The following is a 16208-nucleotide window of genomic DNA, read 5'->3' as shown; positions in this document are numbered from 1 at the left end:
GCTTGACCCGGACCGGCACGGCCCCACCTGAGACATGAACATTCTTAACAGACGGACATCGGCATGATCGTAATCGGCGCATTGCTTCTTGGCGCACTTCTGGGGGTCCGCACGGCCCAAAAACGCGGCGGCAGCTTGGCGGATAAGCTGCAATATGGCGCTGCATACGCCATGGTATTTGCTATTCTGGGGTTGTTTGCGACCATTCTCGCCGACCGTATGCTGCTCTGACGCAGCGCGCGGGGCGCAAGATGGCCGCCTGATCAGCCCTGACGGAGACCCAGATGTTTCAGCCTTTCTTTGAAAACCTGCGCAAGGCGGCGGTTCCGGTGTCCTTGCGGGAATATCTGACCTTTCTTGAAGGGATGAAAGCGGGGCTTGCGACCTATGATCTTGATGCCTTCTACTATCTGGCGCGCGCCGCCATGGTGAAGGATGAGCGCAATATCGACAAATTCGACCGCGCCTTTGCCGCGACATTCTCCGGGCTGGAGGCGATCCCCGCTGAGGCGGTGATGGAGGCCGTGGACATCCCTGAGGAGTGGATCCGCAAGATGGCGGAGAAGCACCTCAGCGAGGAAGAGCGCCGCGAAATCGAGGCGCTTGGCGGGTTCGAAAAACTGATGGAGACCCTGAAGGAGCGGCTGAAGGATCAGGAAAACCGCCATCAGGGGGGCAACAAATGGATCGGCACGGCGGGCACCTCGCCCTTTGGCGCCTATGGCTACAACCCCGAAGGGGTGCGCATCGGCCAGAAGGAAAGCCGCCATCAGCGCGCGGTCAAGGTCTGGGACAAGCGCGAGTTCAAGAACCTGGACGGTGATGTCGAACTGGGCACGCGCAACATCAAGGTGGCGCTGAAACGTCTGCGCCGCTGGGTGCGCGAGGGCGCGGCGGAGGAGCTGGACCTGTCAGGCACCATCCGCGCCACTGCGGAACACGGCTATCTGGACGTGAAAACCCGGCCCGAACGGCACAATGCGGTCAAGGTGCTGCTGTTTCTGGATGTCGGCGGATCAATGGATCCGCATATCAAAGTGGTGGAAGAATTGTTCTCGGCGGCGCGCAGCGAGTTCAAACATCTGGAATATTTCTACTTCCACAATTGCCTCTATGAAGGGGTCTGGCGCGACAACCGCCGCCGCTGGGATGCGCAGATCCCCACTCATGAGGTGCTGCGCACCTATGGGCCGGACTATAAGTGCATTTTTGTCGGCGATGCGTCGATGTCTCCCTATGAGATTGCCTATCCGGGCGGCGCCAATGAGCATTGGAACCCCGAGGCCGGTCAGGTCTGGCTGGAGCGGGCGCGGGCGCAATGGGCCTCGCATCTGTGGATCAACCCGGTGCCGGAAGCCTATTGGCCCCACACCCATTCGATCCAGATGATCCGGGAGATCTTTGCCGATCAGATGGTGCCGATGACGCTTGCGGGGCTGGAACGCGGGATGCGGGAGCTGACGCGCTAAACGGGGCGGCCCGCCGCGGCCCCGCGCGGCGAAAGCTTGCCAAGTCACCCTGCCTCGGGTAGACCAAGCGCCAGAGAATTGGAGAGTTTATGTCCTGGTGAAGAAGGGGCGGCAGAGGCCACCCCGGTTTGCAGATTGCCCCGGAGAATGCCGCCTGCCCCTATTGGCAGGTGTCAGGGAAGATTTGCGCGACATTCATCAGACATACAGATCCGGGCCAACCCCGCGATCACACCAAGAAAGACATTCCCAATGACAAGGGACTATTCCCAATTCCTGAGCACCCCTGCGCCTGAAGACATCGCCGACAGCACGCGCCCTTTGAGCGCGCTGGAGCATCTTGGCTGGCAGGGGTTCTTCTCCCAGCAGACCGATCTGGACGAAATGGCAAGCCATCCGCCCGTGCGCATAACCGAAGTGAACCGCAACGGGCTGCGCGCCATGGGCGACGGCATCGACATGGTGATCCCCCCCGGCCCCGAAGCCACGGTTGGCGATTGGCTGATGCTGGACTCCGAACTGCCAACACACAGCCGGGTGCTGGAGCGTAAAAGCCTGATCCGCCGCCGCGCACCGGGCAAGGATCGCAAGGTCCAGCTGATCGCCGCCAATATCGACACGATGTTTGTGGTCACCTCCTGCAATGCGGATTTCAATGTCGCGCGGCTGGAGCGGTTCATCGCCATGGCGTTTGATGCAGAGGTGACGCCGGTGATCGTGCTGACGAAAATCGACCTTTGCGAGGATCCGGCGGAGTATATCAGCCAGGCCAGGAGCATTTCCGATCTGGTGGAGGTGGTGCCGCTGAACGCCAAGAGCGCGGCCGCGCGCGAGGCGCTGGCGCCCTGGGTGCGGGCCGGGCAGACCATTGCCTTCCTCGGCACCTCGGGCGTTGGCAAATCGACGCTGACCAAGGCGCTTGGCGAGGATCTGGATATCGCAACGCAGGGCATTCGCGAGGATGACGCGCGCGGACGCCACACCACCACCCGGCGGCAGCTCTATTTCCTCGATAACGGCTGCGGCGTGCTGGACACGCCGGGGATGCGGGAATTGCAGCTGACCGATGCGGCCAGCGGTGTCGGCGATGTCTTTGCCGATCTGGAAGAGCTGGCGACACAGTGCCGCTTCCGCAATTGCGCCCATGAGGGGGAGCCGGGCTGCGCGGTGCAGGCCGGCATTGCCGCCGGTGAGGTTGACGCCAGCCGGTTGGACCGCTGGCGCAAACTGGCCGCCGAAGAAGCCTTCAATTCCGCCTCTCTGGCGCAGCGACGCGCCAAGGACAAAAGCTTTGGCAAGATGGTGAAAACGGCGAAAACCATCAAGAAGCGCAGCCGGAAATAGCCGCTATCGCAGGTTTCAAACCGACAGAAGGGCGCCCGATCTGGGCGCCCTTTGATGTGTTGTTCCAGGCTTGGATCCGCCAGCAGACCGATCAGTTACCGCCCTGAAGAAGCGGCGTGATCCGGCGCACGGCGGCGCGGCGATTGGCGCGTTCGGCGCGTTGGGTCACCACCGCCAGATCGGTCTCACCATAGCCCTGCACCACCATATTTTCGGGCGGCACCTTGAAATATTCGGTCAGGGCCAGCGCGACACTTTCGGCGCGGCGATCTGACAGTGCGAGGTTAAAGGGTGCGGCACCGACGGCATCCGTGTGGCCTTCGATCAGGAACACCTCCTGCGGGTTCTGCGCGATCATCTCGCGCAGCGCATTGCCCAGCGCCGCCAGTTCTTCGGCCTCTGCTGCGCGGATCACGGCGGAGCCGGTTTCAAAGTTGATCGACTGCACGGTGATTTCCGGGACCAGTTGGCGGACCGCATCGATATTGCGGATCTGGCGCAGGGAGAAGCGGCGGCTGACGGCGGGGGTTTCCTTGGCAGCGAGCGCCAGCGCCAGCTCATCCGCGTTGATCGTATCGCTGCTGAAGGCGGATCTGCGCGGGGCGGCGGTGGGCAATTCGGAGACCACCACATTGTCGGCGCGCTGCGTATCATCGAACAGCACAACGCTGCTGCCATCGGTGAGCGTACGGGTGCGGCGCAGAACGCGGCCATCGCGGGCGCGGATGGTTTCAACCTCCGCGCCGTCTTCGCGCACGACCACGGTTCGGGTAGAGCCGTCCTTGAAGCGGTAGGTGGTAACATTGCTACCGGGCTGGCGCAGCAGGGCGTCGTCATTCTTGATCACCCGGTATTGGCCATTTTGTTCGACCACCGCACGGTCACCGGAGTTGGTCACCACGGTTTCCCCCTGCTTCAGCAGCTGGCCAATGGCAACGGCGCCCAGCCCCAGAAGCGCGGCCTTCTGCAGCTTGCTGAGGCCGTCGTCCTCCTCTGCGGCTGGGGCGGCGGCTGCGCTGTTCTCGGTCGGCGCAGCAGTTTCAGCCTCTGCGGTGGTTTCAGCCTCGCTTGCGGGCGTGTTGACGGCGGTTTCAAACTCCTCATCCGAACTGCGTGCGGTGTCTTCTGTCACGGTTTCTTCCACCACCTCAGCCTCTCCGGTGGTGTCAGCGCTCGCGGCGGCGGCGGCGCTATCATCCTCGGCCTCATCTTCCGCCAGCGCATCGGCCTGCGCCTGACTGTCGAGCGGTTCGACCTCGGGTTCGGGTTCTGGCTCGGACGCAGGTGCAGGGTCGGTCCCGTCCTCTGCCTCTGCCAGCGCTGCGGCCAGTTCGGTGTCGGAGGTGGTTCGGGCCTCAGCCGTACCCTCTGGCGCGGTGGTGCCTGCCTCTGTGTTGGCCGCTGTGTTCACACCATCATTGGCGACCGGCTCCACCGGAGTCTCTGCCTCTGCGGTGGTTTCACCTGCGTTCTGTTCAGCGGTTGTCTCTGCCGTCTCGGCCGGAGCTTCGGTCTGCGCGGTCTGAGAGGGGGCCGCGTCTGTGGCGGGTTCTGGGGCAGGTTCAACCGGAGCGGCGGCGGCCTGCTCTGCCTCGGTCGGGGCTGCTGGCTCGGCCTGTTCGCCCGCGGCAGGTGCGGCCTCAGCCTGTTCAGCGCCTGCCATCAGTGCGGAGGAGACAAGGGCGGGATCCAAATCCGCGTCCAATTCACCGGTGACATAGGCTTGGCAGAACTTCGCTTTCGCCCCTTTTCCCTTGCCCTTCAGGATCTCCCCTTCGGGGCTGATGCGCCCGTTTTTGAGCCACCGTAGGCAGCGCTGCACCGCCTGTGTGATTTCTTCAGGGGCCATCTGGCTGAGGTCGGTCGGGTCCGATTTCGACTGCGCGGGGGCGGCGACCGGAAGACTGAGAGAGACGATGACCGCCAACGCGGTCGAGGATCTGAGAAGCTGCGAAACCATGCGGTGTTCCTTTCGCTGTGCGATGCAAAGCCTAGAAACATAACCCGCGTCGGGGCAAATAAGTTGCCTGTGAGCGATGATTTTCGGCCAGAGCCTGCCGATCAGAGGTGGCGCTTGTGTCCGTTATTCAGTCGTCAACATCTGCATCAGCCGTTGTTTTTCGCCGCTGTCCTCCGCCCGGGTGAGGACATCCGCAAGATCCTGCAGCGCCGCAATCGAATGGCCTGCGCGAAAGCTGTCCACATGGGGCAGCATGGCGCGGATGCCGCGTGCCTTAGGCGCAAAGCCATCAAAGCGCAGCAACGGGTTGAGCCAGATCAGGCGGCGCGCGGAGAGATGCAGCCGCAGCATTTCGGCGCTGAGCTGATCGCTGTCGTCGCGGTCCAGCCCGTCGGTGATCAGCAGCACCACCGCCCCCTGCCCCATGACCCGGCGCGACCAGTCACGGTTGAAGTCGTGCAGGCAGGCGCCAATCCTGGTGCCCCCCTCCCAATCCTGCGCCTCTGCCCCGGCGGCGGCAAGGGCGGCATCCACATCGCGCTGCCCCAGATGGCGGGTGATATTGGTGAGCCGTGTGCCGAAGGTAAAGCCATGCACACGCGCCCAGCCCGGCCCCTTGCGATTGGCGACCGCATGCAGGAAATGCAGGATCAGGCGGGAATATTGGCTCATTGAGCCTGAGATATCGCAGATCACCACTAGGTTGGGCCAGCGCAACCGGCGCTGAGCGCGTGCGAGGGTTGTGATCTCGCCGCCCTGACGGGCGGCCTGCGCCATGGTGCGGCGCCAGTTGATGCGGTTGCCAGTGGCGGAGGCGATCAGGCGGCGGGACTGGATCGGGCGGATGGGCAGCTGCATCTTGGCCAGCATCCGCTTGGCCTCGGCCACTTCCGCAGTGCTCATCTGCTCAAAATCCAGTTGCCGCAGCCGTTCCTCCCGCGACATGGTGAGTTCGGCGTTTAACTCCAGCTGCTCCGGTGGCTCCTCCCCCTCCGGCTGGTCGGGGCGATCCGGGGCCTCGGCACCATCCAAGAGCGCCTCGGCGGCGCGTTTCTGGGCGGGCTTGGCGGCTTTTTCCTCCTGCGTGCCCCGGATCGCGGGAAGCATCGCCGCCATCATATGCTCCAGAAAGCGCGGATCCCGCCAATAGAGCCGAAAGATCTGTGCAAAGACCTGACGATGTTCGGGTTTGGAGACAAAACAGGCGTGAAGGGTCCAGTAGAAATCCTGCTTCGAGGTGAAGCCCGCCGTGGCCACCGCCTCGACGGCTTCGGCCACCCGGCCGGGACCGATGGGAAGCCCGGCCCGCCGTAAGCCACGCGCAAAATGGGTGATATTCTGCGCCAGCCGGGGGGCCTCCGGCAGCGGCAGCGGCGGGTATTCAGGCATCAGCGCAGGTCCGCATCATCCTGCAGGACCCAGCGTTGCGCGCGCCTGATCCAGAATGCGCTTCGCCTCGGAGCCCTGCAGGCGGCTGATATCATCCTGATATTTCAGAATGGCCCCCAATGTGTCGGCGATCACCTCCGGCGACAGATCAATGACATCCAGCGCCAAGAGGCAGTTGGCCCAGTCAATTGTCTCGGCAATGCCCGGATGTTTGAAGAGATCTTCGGTGCGCAACGCCTGCACAAAGGCCACGACCTCCTGCGACAGACGCGGCGCCAGACCGGGCGCGCGGGTGGTGAGGATTTCCATCTCGCGGTCAAAATCCGGATAATCCACCCAGTGATAGAGGCAGCGCCGTTTCAGCGCGTCATGCACCTCGCGGGTGCGGTTGGAGGTCAGGATCACGATGGGCGGTTCCGGCGCCTTAATGGTGCCGAGTTCGGGGATGGTGACCTGAAAATCGCTGAGCGCCTCCAGCAGGAACGCCTCAAACGGCTCATCGGTGCGGTCCAACTCATCAATAAGAAGGATTGGCGCGCCAGCGGGATCGGGCTGCATCGCCTCCAGCAGCGGGCGGCGGATAAGATAGTCGTCGCTGAAGAGTTCCGCCTGAAGGGCCGCGCGATCACGCGGTTCGCCAGCGCCTGCCTCGGCGGCGCGGATGGCGATCATCTGGGCCGCGAAGTTCCATTCATAGACCGCGCTGGAGGTATCCAGCCCTTCGTAGCACTGCAACCGGATCAAGCGACGGCCCAGCGCGGCGGCGAGGGTCTTGGCGATCTCGGTCTTGCCCACACCGGCCTCACCCTCCAGAAACAGCGGGCGACCAAGGCGCAGCGACAGAAACACCACCGTCGCCAGTCCTCGGTCGGCGACATATCCGGCCTCCGTCAGCAGAGTTTCCACCGCATCAATGGAGCCGGGCATCCCGCGCGCGCCGGCCGGTGCAGAGGGGTCGGCAGCGTGACTGGTGGGATGGCTGACAGGATGGCTGGTGGTCTGCGGTTGGCTCGGCTTCGTCTGCTGCGACATCTGGCTCCCCTTCGGCTCTGCCCAAGAGGCCACGGCGATGGAAGCGGGTCAAGCGGCTGGTCATGCCACTTTGGTCCCATAGGTCATCCGTGGACGAGACTGTGCCCGGCTTGCGGACACATTGACCGACCTGCGCTGCAATGCGATGACAGAGACACGCCATCGGCCCAGGCGGGTCCGGTACAGACGTGGCAGGAGACAGCATGCGAACACTGGCCGTGACATGTGTAAAGAACGAAGGCGCGTTCCTGCTGGAATGGATTGCCCATCACAAGGCGGTGGGTTTCAGCGATATCCTCGTCCTGTCCAACGACTGCGCGGATGGCACCGACCGGATGCTGGATCGGCTGGATGAGCTGGGCCATGTCACCCATCTGCGCAACGATGGTCCCTATGACAAGGGCGGCATTCAGTTCACCGGGCTGAAGAAGGCCGACAAACACCGTCTGATGCGCAAGGCGGACTGGGTGATGGCGCTGGATGTAGACGAATTCGTCAATATCCATGCAGGCGAGGGTCGGCTGGCGGATATTCACGCAGCGCTGCCCGATGCGGATGCCATCACCCTGACCTGGCGGCTGTTCGGCAATGGCGAGACGGTGCGCTATCAGGACCAGCCGGTGACCGACAGCTTCACCCGCTGCGCGCCGGAGGTGATCCACTGGCCGTGGCGCGCGGCCATGTTCAAGACGCTCTATCGCAACGATGGCACCTATCGCAAACTGGGGGTGCATCGCCCGCGCAGCCCGGACGATGGCGCCACCCTAGAGGAGTTTCGCTGGTTCGATGGTTCCGGGCGGGAACTGGATCAGGGGTTCAAGACGCAGCGGGTCTATTCCGACTACGGGCAGGCAAATTTCGATCTGGTGCAGCTGAACCACTATCCGCTGGGGTCCATGGAAAGCTATGTGCTGAAGGCCGAGCGGGGGCGGGTCAACCGTCCGGGCGATCTGGGGATGGATTACTGGGTTGAACGGAATTTCAACACCGATGAGGATGAGAGTATTGCCCGCTATCGCCCCGCCCGCGAGGCCATTGCCGATCTGCTGCGCGAGGACGCCAAGCTGCAAAAGCTGCATGCCCGCGCGGTGCAATGGCGCCATGAGCAGTTTCGCAGATTGATGCAGCAGGAGGCGTATCGGACGCTGTTTTCGCGGCTGATGATGACGCCGCCCTCACGGCTGATCAGCCCCGGCACCGCACGCACGCTCACCGGCTTTGCCACGCTGGGCCGCCATGGCGCACCGCAGGGCGGCGACAAGAGCGACTGATCCGGCGCAATATGGCGGTCGGCGCCGCAGAGTAGCCAGTCAGACGGCAGGACATGGGATAATGGCGCTGGCCTTAACAGGCATCTTTTTCAACGAAACCCGCGCCGATGGCCGATAAACCGGCCTTACAATTTCCAATTTTAGCCTTATTTCGCCCTTAGATGTTGCCAGACGCAAACCCGTCCGAACAAGGGCGGGACAAGAGGACGATGCAATGCAGCAGGATACATTGGACACGCTGGACGAGGACCTGTCGGGGCTGAAACCCGCGCAGTGGCAGGCCCGTATGGCCGCCCTGGCCGAGGAAAACGGCATGTATCAGCCGCTGGGCAGCCGTCACTTTGCCAGTTTCATTGATCAGGGCAATACGCTGCTGGTCAGTTTCGAGACCATCCAAGGGATCCACAACCTGTCGGATGTGGCGCAGCCGCTGGGGTTTGATCTGGTAAAGAACCTCGGCTGGTCCCATCTGTGCATTATCTCCAATGGCGACACCTGGTTCCGCAATGAGCGGATCTACGGGTTCTTCGACCAGCTGGTTGACGACGGCTTCTTCGATGAATTCGACAAGGTGGTGTTTTATGGCGCGGGCCCCTGCGGCTATGCGGCGGCGGCGTTCTCCGTTGCGGCGCCCGGCGCCACTGTCGTGGCGGTGCAACCACAGGCAACGCTGGATCCGCGTCTCACAGATTGGGACGATCGGTTCAGCGAGATGCGCCGCGTTGATTTCACCGATCGCTACGGCTTTGCCCCGGATATGATGGATGCGGCCAAGCAGGGTTTTGTCATCTACGACCCGCGTGAGCGGCTGGATTCGATGCATGCCGCCCTGTTTGCGCGTAAGAATGTGCTGCGGCTGCGCACGCCGCATCTGGGCGACACCGTTCAGACGCGGCTGATTGAGATGGAAATCCTCTATAATATTCTCGCTCTGGCTGGGGCGGACCGGCTGACCGAGCGGCAGTTCTACAAGCTCTACCGGGCTCGCCGCAGCAATGGCCCCTACCTGCGCAAGTTGATGGCCCGTCTGGAACAGGATGAACGCCCCTATCTGATGGCGCTGCTGTGCCGCAATGTGACCAGCAGATTGCGCGCGCCCCGCTTCCGCCGCCGTCTGGAGGCATTGCGCAAAAGCGCCGCAGACGGCCAGATCAAACTGCCCCCCGAACGGTAAGGGCAGCCCGGCGGCGCCCGGTACAAAAGCCGGTGCTGCCAATCGCTGTCGCAGGTGATGCCGTTGCTTCCCCTGCGCGCGCCCCTGTGCTAGGCGGGCGCCATGACCGTTCAGCTCACCATCCCCCGCCCCGATGACTGGCATCTGCATCTGCGCGACGGCGCAATGCTGACAGCCGTTTTGCCTGAAACTGCCCGCGATTTTGCCCGCGCAATCATCATGCCGAATCTGGTGCCTCCGGTGGTGACAGGCGATCAGGCCGCAGCCTACCGCGACCGCATTCTGGCCGCCCTGCCCGATGGCATGGCGTTTGAGCCGCTGATGACGCTCTACCTGACTGAGGACACAGATCCGGCGGATGTAGCGGCAGCTCATGCCAGCGGGTTCATCAAGGCCGTGAAGCTCTACCCGGCCGGGGCGACCACCAATTCCGCCTCTGGCGTCAGTGATTTTGACAAGGTGCGCGGCGTGCTGGAGATCATGGCCGACATCGGTCTGCCGCTTTGCACCCATGGCGAGGTGACGGACCACGACATCGACATCTTCGACCGCGAGGCGGTGTTTATCGACCGGGTGCTGGATCCGATCCGTCGCGCCACCCCCGGTCTGCGTGTGGTGATGGAGCACATCACCACCAAAAACGCTGCCGATTATGTGACCAGCCAGGACCAAGACCTTGGCGCAACAATCACCACGCATCACCTGATCATCAACCGCAACCACATTCTGGCTGGCGGCATCAAGCCGCATTATTATTGCCTGCCTGTGGCCAAACGCGAAGAACACCGCCTGGCCCTGCGCGCGGCTGCGACCTCTGGCGACAAGCGGTTCTTCCTTGGCACGGATTCGGCGCCCCACACCGATCCCAACAAACTCAGCGCCTGCGGCTGTGCCGGCTGTTTCACCGCCCCCAACACCATGCCGCTGCTGGCGCATGTGTTTGAAGAAGACGGCGCGCTGGACAAGCTGGCAGGTTTTGCCTCTGAGAATGGCCCCGCCTTCTACCGCCTGCCGGTGAACAGCGCGCGCCTGACGCTGGAAAAACAGGACAGCCCGGTCACGTTCCCTGAGCAGATCAGCACCGAGGAAGGCCCGGTTACCGTCTTTGATCCCGGTTTTGATGTGTTCTGGAAGGTCGCCTGATCTTCTGGCCCCAAATATCCCCGCCGGAGGCTTCTGCCACCGGCGCCTCGCGCCGACCAAAAGGATGATAGAATGATCCCCTCCTCCTACCCCTCACGCGAAGAAATCGCCCGCCTCTCTGCCCGCATGTTGCTGGAGATCGGCGCGGTGAATTTCAACACCGACACGCCATATACGCTGGCCTCCGGCCTGCCCTCGCCCAGCTATATCGACTGCCGCAAGCTGATCTCCTTTCCGCGGATCCGCACGACGCTGATGGATTTCCTCACCGTCACGGTGATGCGCAATGCCGGTTTTGAAGCGTTTGACAATATCGCGGGCGGTGAAACGGCAGGCATCCCCTTTGGCGCATTGGTGGCGGAACGCATGGCGCTGCCGATGACCTATGTGCGCAAAAAACCCAAAGGCTATGGCCGCAATGCCCGCATCGAAGGGGTGATGACCGAGGACCAGCGGGTGCTGCTGGTGGAGGACATGACCACGGATGGTGGCTCCAAACTGTCCTTTGTCGATGCGATCCGCGAGACCGGCGCCACCTGTGGGCATACCGCAGTGGTTTTCTATTACGACATCTTCCCCGAAACCACCCAGCGCCTCGGCGACCACGGTGTTGAACTGCATTACCTGTGCACCTGGTGGGATGTCCTGGCCGAAGCCAAGGCGCAGAAGAGCTTTAGCGCCGAAACGCTGGATGAGGTGGAGACATTCCTGAAGGATCCGCGGGCCTGGCAGGAGGCGCATAAATCCGCCTGATCACCCTCTGTGTGACGTGCATCTTATCTGGGGCGGCCTGTGGACAGGGTCGCCCCGAATCAACTTGGAAGCAAGCAGATCAGCGCAGATATAGACAGCTTCCCAGAATGTACCGCATCATATAGACTACCCAGACCCCAACTCGGCTTCTGTAGAAACGACACACAGGTCAGCCTGCGGATATCCACAAGCTGTTCACAGCTTATCCTCAGAGTTTTCCAGATAGCCAGACCGAGCGCCCCGCCGGTATACACAGGCCAAATCACGCGGGCCACATAACGTCGGCCGCAGACGAGAGCAGCGATGAACGATATTACGCCTTTTGATCCCAATCTGCCCGCCGCCCCGGAGCCTGCTGCCAATGGCGAGGCGACGGGCGACGACGCCAGCATCCTGCCGCACTCCGTTGAGGCTGAACAGCAGCTGCTGGGCGCGATCCTGACCAACAATGACGTCTATGATCGCATCGCATCGATCATCACCTCGGCGCATTTCTACGACCCGGTCCACGCCCGCATCTACGAAATTGCCGCCGCGCGGATTTCCAAGAACGCGCTGGCCTCGCCGGTGACGCTGAAGGCCTTCATGGAGGATGACGAAGGGCTGAAGGAGTTGGGCGGCCCGGCCTATCTGGCAAAACTCGCCGGGGCATCCATCTCGGCCTTTGCGGTGCGCGACTATGCGCAGATGATCTATGATCTGGCGATCCGGCGGGAACTCATCGCGCTGGGGCGCAGCATTGCGGACAAGGCGCGCCGGGTCGATGTCGCCTCTGAACCCAAGGAACAGATCGTCGAGGCGGAACAGTCGCTTTATAAACTGGCCGAACAGGGCCAGACCGAAAGCGGTTTCAAATCCTTCCTCAAGGCCGTCACCGAGGCGGTCAATGTCACCAACGAGGCCTATCAGCGCGGCGGCGGCATGGCGGGGATCTCCACCGGGCTGGCCGATCTCGACAAACAGCTGGGCGGCCTGCACCCTTCGGACCTTCTGATCCTGGCGGGGCGACCCTCGATGGGGAAAACCTCGCTCGCCACCAATATCGCCTTCAACGTCGCCAAGGCCTACAAACGCGGCCAGAAACCGGATGGCACTGAAGGCGCCGTTGATGGCGGTGTGGTCGGTTTCTTCTCACTGGAGATGTCGGCAGAACAGCTGGCGGGTCGTATTCTGGCCGAAGCCTCAGAGATTTCCTCACATAAAATCCGTCAGGGTGACATGACCGAGGAAGAGTTCCGCCGCTTTGTGCAGGCGGCCAAAGATCTGGAAAGCTGCCCGCTGTTCATTGATGACACGCCTGCCCTGCCGATCTCGCAGCTGGCTGCCCGTGCGCGCCGTCTGAAACGGACCCACGGGCTGGATCTGCTGGTGATCGACTATCTGCAGCTCTGCCGGGGCATGGCCGAAAACCGGGTCAATGAAATCGCGGAAATCTCCATGGGTATGAAGGCCATCGCCAAGGAGTTGAACATCCCGGTGGTCGCCCTCTCCCAGCTGTCACGTCAGGTCGAAAGCCGCGAAGACAAACGCCCGCAGCTGTCGGATCTGCGGGAATCGGGCTCGATCGAGCAGGACGCCGACGTCGTCATGTTCGTATTCCGCGAGGAATATTACAAGGAACGGGAAAAACCCGGCGATCACGAATTGGACAAGATGGAAGAGTGGAAGCAGGCGATGGAACGCTTGCACGCCAAGGCCGAGGTTATCGTCGGCAAACAGCGTCACGGCCCCATCGGCACAGTTGAACTGGCCTTTGAGGCGCAGTTCACCCGCTTTGGCAACCTCGCCAAGGCATGGCAGCAGGATCACGCGCCAGAGTATTGATCCGCGCCCCGAAATGCTGAACACAACGCGCCGCCAGCCAGACCCGGCGGCGCGCCTTTGGACGCTCCCCGGTGCCTGTCACCTTTCCCTAAATACTCAAAAAACCAAAAATTGCCCCGCAGACTCCCGCTTGCAGGGGCAGCCCACGTCGCCCGCCGCAACAGCAAGCCAGGGCGCGAAATCCGCCAACCACCTCGTCGGCGGGGCCGGAATGCGGTTTCCCCCTTGACCCCTGTGCCCCCGTGTCATGAACAGCGCATGACGACTGCTAGACTGACACTCAATCTGGATGCGCTGGTGACCAACTGGCGCAACCTCGATGCGCTGACCAATTGCGAGACCGCCGCAGTGGTCAAGGCCAATGGCTATGGACTGGACGCAGGCCGCGTCGGCAAGGCGCTGGCCAATGCCGGTGCGCGCAACTTCTTCGTGGCAATGGCAGAGGAAGGCGTGGCCCTGCGCCGCGCCATCGGCCCCGGCCCCGGCATTTCGGTTTTTGCCGGCCATATGGAGGGCGACGCAAAACTGCTGCGCGATTTCCAACTGACGCCGATGCTGAATTCACTCGACCAGATGCTGCGCCATTTTGAGAGCCTGCCGGGCCATCCTTTTGGCGTGCAGCTTGATACTGGTATGAACCGACTTGGCATGGAGGCCGCCGAATGGGCCGCCGTCCGCGACATTGCCCTGAGCCAGGGACCGGTTCTGTTGATGTCGCATCTGGCCTGCGCCGATGAGGCCGCGCACCCGATGAATGACCATCAGCTGCAGACATTTGTACAGATGACAGAAGGTCTGGATCTGCCCCGTTCTCTTGCCGCCACTGGCGGGCTGCTGCTGGGGCGCAACTATCACTTTGACCTGTGTCGTCCGGGCATCGGGCTTTATGGCGGGCAGCCTTATGGCGATGCGCTGCCCGTGGCGCAGCTGGACCTGCCGGTAATCCAGATCCGCAGCCTCGATCCGGGCGAAACCGTGGGCTATGGCAACAGCTGGACGGCGCAGCGCCCCAGCCGCATCGCCACGGTCGCAGCCGGGTATGCCGATGGTCTGCACCGCGCACTGGGCAGCGGCCAGATCCAGGTCTACGCAGGCGACACGCCCTGCCCGGTGGTCGGCCGCGTTTCCATGGATCTGATCACTGTCGATGTCAGCGACCTTGGCGACGATCCCAGCCACCTCAGCATCCTCAACGAGCGCCAGACCGTGGATACGCTCGCACAGGCTGCGGGCACCATCGGCTATGAAATCCTCACCTCTCTCGGCAGCCGCTACGCACGGAGCTATACTGGATGAGCACATCTTCGCGTCTTTCGCCCCTCAGCCTGATTGCGCGGCTGGGACAATTGGTCCTGGCCGGTCTGGGCGCTGTGGGGCGGGTGACGCTCTTTGGTCTGTCCACGTTCAGCCATATGCTGCGGCCGCCCTACTACCCGCGCGAGCTGCTGAATGCGCTGTTGCAGGTGGGCTGGCTGTCGCTGCCGGTGGTGGGCCTCACTGCGATTTTCACCGGGGCGGCGCTGGCCTTGCAGATCTATGCGGGCGGCGCGCGTTTCAACGCCGAGGCAGTCGTGCCGCAGATCGTCGCCATTGGGATGGTGCGCGAACTTGGACCGGTGCTGGTTGGTCTGATGATTGCCGCGCGCGTCACCTCCTCCATCGCGGCTGAAATCGCCACGATGAAGGTGACAGAGCAGATCGACGCGCTGGTCACACTGTCCACGCATCCGATGAAATACCTGGTGGCGCCCCGCGTTCTGGCCGCGCTGATCACGGTGCCGGTGCTGGTGGGCGTTGGCGATATTATCGGCATCATGGGCGGCTATGTGGTCGCGACGCAGAACCTGGGCTTCAATCCGGCGGCTTATCTGAAGAACACCGTCGATTTCCTTGAGCTGCGCGATATCGTCTCCTCGCTGGTCAAGGGGGCGGCCTTTGGCACCATCGCTGCCACCATGGGCTGCTACTATGGTATGCAGTCGGGCCGCGGGGCGCAGGGCGTGGGCCGCGCCACCAAAGGGTCGGTTGAGGCCGCAGCCGTCCTGATCCTTGCTGCCAATTTTGTCCTCACAGGGATTTTCTTCTCGCTATGATCCAGATGAATGACGTCCATAAGGCCTTTGGCGACAACCGGGTCCTGCAAGGCATGACGCTTGAGATCCCCAAGGGCAGCTCCATGGTGATCATCGGTGGCTCCGGCACCGGGAAATCGGTCGCCCTCAAGAGCATTCTGGGCCTGATCAAGCCGGACAGCGGCGAGATCCTGGTTGATGGCAAGCCCGCTGACAGTGGCGACCGCGATAAGTTTCTTGCGCGGTTTGGCATGTTGTTTCAGGGAGCTGCGCTGTTTGACTCCCTGCCCGTCTGGCAGAACGTCGCCTTCCGCCTGCTGCGCGGCTCACTAAAGCGCCCTGTGGATGAGGCGCGCGAGATCGCCATTGAAAAACTGCGCCGGGTGGGGCTGAAGGCCGATGTGGCAGACCGATTGCCTGCAGAACTGTCGGGTGGCATGCAGAAACGTGTCGGGCTTGCCCGCGCCATTGCCGCCGAGCCGGAGATCATCTTTTTCGATGAGCCCACCACCGGCCTCGACCCGATCATGTCCGGCGTCATCAACGACCTCATCCGCGAGATCGTGGTCGAGATGGGCGCCACCGCCATGACCATCACCCACGATATGACCTCGGTGCGCGCGATTGCCGACAATGTGGCGATGCTGCATGGCGGCGTGATCCAATGGACTGGTCCGGTGGCTGATATGGACCACTCGGGTGATCCCTATATGGAACAATTCATCCACGGCCGCGCAGAGGGGCCGATTGAGGCGGTGAGATAGCATTTTGGAGAGC

The 16208-nt window shown here is 62.6% G+C and carries 14 protein-coding genes; 11 read left to right on the top strand and 3 right to left on the bottom strand.

Features of this window, described 5'->3' with window-relative positions:
* Positions 1-63: 63 nt before the first annotated feature.
* From D1820_RS19010 to rsgA, 3 genes are all read left to right on the top strand, one after another.
* Positions 64-231 (top strand): hypothetical protein, encoded by a 168-nt coding sequence (locus tag D1820_RS19010; RefSeq protein WP_040177966.1) that lies wholly within the window; start codon positions 64-66, stop codon positions 229-231.
* Positions 232-284: 53 nt separating this feature from the next.
* A complete protein-coding gene (locus D1820_RS01250; protein ID WP_118067602.1) occupies positions 285-1469 on the top strand; it encodes a VWA domain-containing protein in 1185 nt (394 codons plus the stop codon).
* A gap of 252 nt (positions 1470-1721) precedes the next feature.
* On the top strand, positions 1722-2813 hold the full coding sequence (rsgA, locus tag D1820_RS01245) for a ribosome small subunit-dependent GTPase A (RefSeq protein ID WP_118067601.1): 1092 nt from the start codon (positions 1722-1724) through the stop codon (positions 2811-2813).
* A gap of 91 nt (positions 2814-2904) precedes the next feature.
* Here the strand turns inward: rsgA and D1820_RS01240 are convergent, their stop codons facing one another.
* The 3 genes from D1820_RS01240 to D1820_RS01230 all read right to left on the bottom strand — a co-directional run bounded on the left by D1820_RS01240 (position 2905) and on the right by D1820_RS01230 (position 7089).
* Positions 2905-4773 carry an OmpA family protein gene (locus tag D1820_RS01240; RefSeq protein ID WP_118067600.1) on the bottom strand — a complete coding sequence of 623 codons (1869 nt, stop codon included), beginning with the start codon at positions 4771-4773 and terminating at the stop codon, positions 2905-2907.
* A gap of 123 nt (positions 4774-4896) precedes the next feature.
* Positions 4897-6162 (bottom strand): VWA domain-containing protein, encoded by a 1266-nt coding sequence (locus D1820_RS01235; protein WP_118067599.1) that lies wholly within the window; start codon positions 6160-6162, stop codon positions 4897-4899.
* Between the two features lie 15 nt (positions 6163-6177).
* Positions 6178-7089: a MoxR family ATPase gene (locus tag D1820_RS01230; RefSeq protein WP_162894116.1), complete on the bottom strand. Its 912-nt coding sequence runs from the start codon at positions 7087-7089 to the stop codon at positions 6178-6180.
* A gap of 308 nt (positions 7090-7397) precedes the next feature.
* Between D1820_RS01230 and D1820_RS01225 the strand changes: the two genes are divergently transcribed.
* The 8 genes from D1820_RS01225 to D1820_RS01190 all read left to right on the top strand — a co-directional run bounded on the left by D1820_RS01225 (position 7398) and on the right by D1820_RS01190 (position 16195).
* Positions 7398-8465, top strand: a complete 1068-nt coding sequence (locus tag D1820_RS01225) for a glycosyltransferase family 2 protein (RefSeq protein ID WP_118067597.1) — start codon at positions 7398-7400, stop codon at positions 8463-8465.
* A 214-nt stretch (positions 8466-8679) separates the two neighbouring features.
* Positions 8680-9639, top strand: coding sequence for a hypothetical protein (locus D1820_RS01220; protein WP_040172924.1), 960 nt, complete (start codon positions 8680-8682; stop codon positions 9637-9639).
* Between the two features lie 102 nt (positions 9640-9741).
* Positions 9742-10782 carry a dihydroorotase gene (gene pyrC, locus D1820_RS01215; protein WP_118067596.1) on the top strand — a complete coding sequence of 347 codons (1041 nt, stop codon included), beginning with the start codon at positions 9742-9744 and terminating at the stop codon, positions 10780-10782.
* 72 nt (positions 10783-10854) lie between these two features.
* On the top strand, positions 10855-11535 hold the full coding sequence (locus D1820_RS01210) for an orotate phosphoribosyltransferase (RefSeq protein ID WP_118067595.1): 681 nt from the start codon (positions 10855-10857) through the stop codon (positions 11533-11535).
* Between the two features lie 303 nt (positions 11536-11838).
* Entirely contained in the window at positions 11839-13359 is a 1521-nt protein-coding gene (locus D1820_RS01205) for a replicative DNA helicase (RefSeq protein WP_040172918.1), read from the top strand.
* A 258-nt stretch (positions 13360-13617) separates the two neighbouring features.
* Positions 13618-14655 (top strand): alanine racemase, encoded by a 1038-nt coding sequence (gene alr, locus D1820_RS01200; protein WP_118067594.1) that lies wholly within the window; start codon positions 13618-13620, stop codon positions 14653-14655.
* Positions 14652-15452: an ABC transporter permease gene (locus D1820_RS01195; RefSeq protein WP_027247608.1), complete on the top strand. Its 801-nt coding sequence runs from the start codon at positions 14652-14654 to the stop codon at positions 15450-15452. Before alr ends, D1820_RS01195 begins: the two co-directional genes overlap by 4 nt.
* Positions 15449-16195 (top strand): ABC transporter ATP-binding protein, encoded by a 747-nt coding sequence (locus D1820_RS01190; protein WP_118067593.1) that lies wholly within the window; start codon positions 15449-15451, stop codon positions 16193-16195. Before D1820_RS01195 ends, D1820_RS01190 begins: the two co-directional genes overlap by 4 nt.
* Positions 16196-16208 lie beyond the last annotated feature (13 nt).

The sequence above is a fragment of the Phaeobacter sp. LSS9 genome (assembly GCF_003443595.1).
GTDB lineage: Bacteria > Pseudomonadota > Alphaproteobacteria > Rhodobacterales > Rhodobacteraceae > Phaeobacter > Phaeobacter piscinae.
The sequence above is the reverse complement of the archived record's forward strand: the minus strand, read 5'-3'. Positions and strand labels throughout refer to the sequence as shown.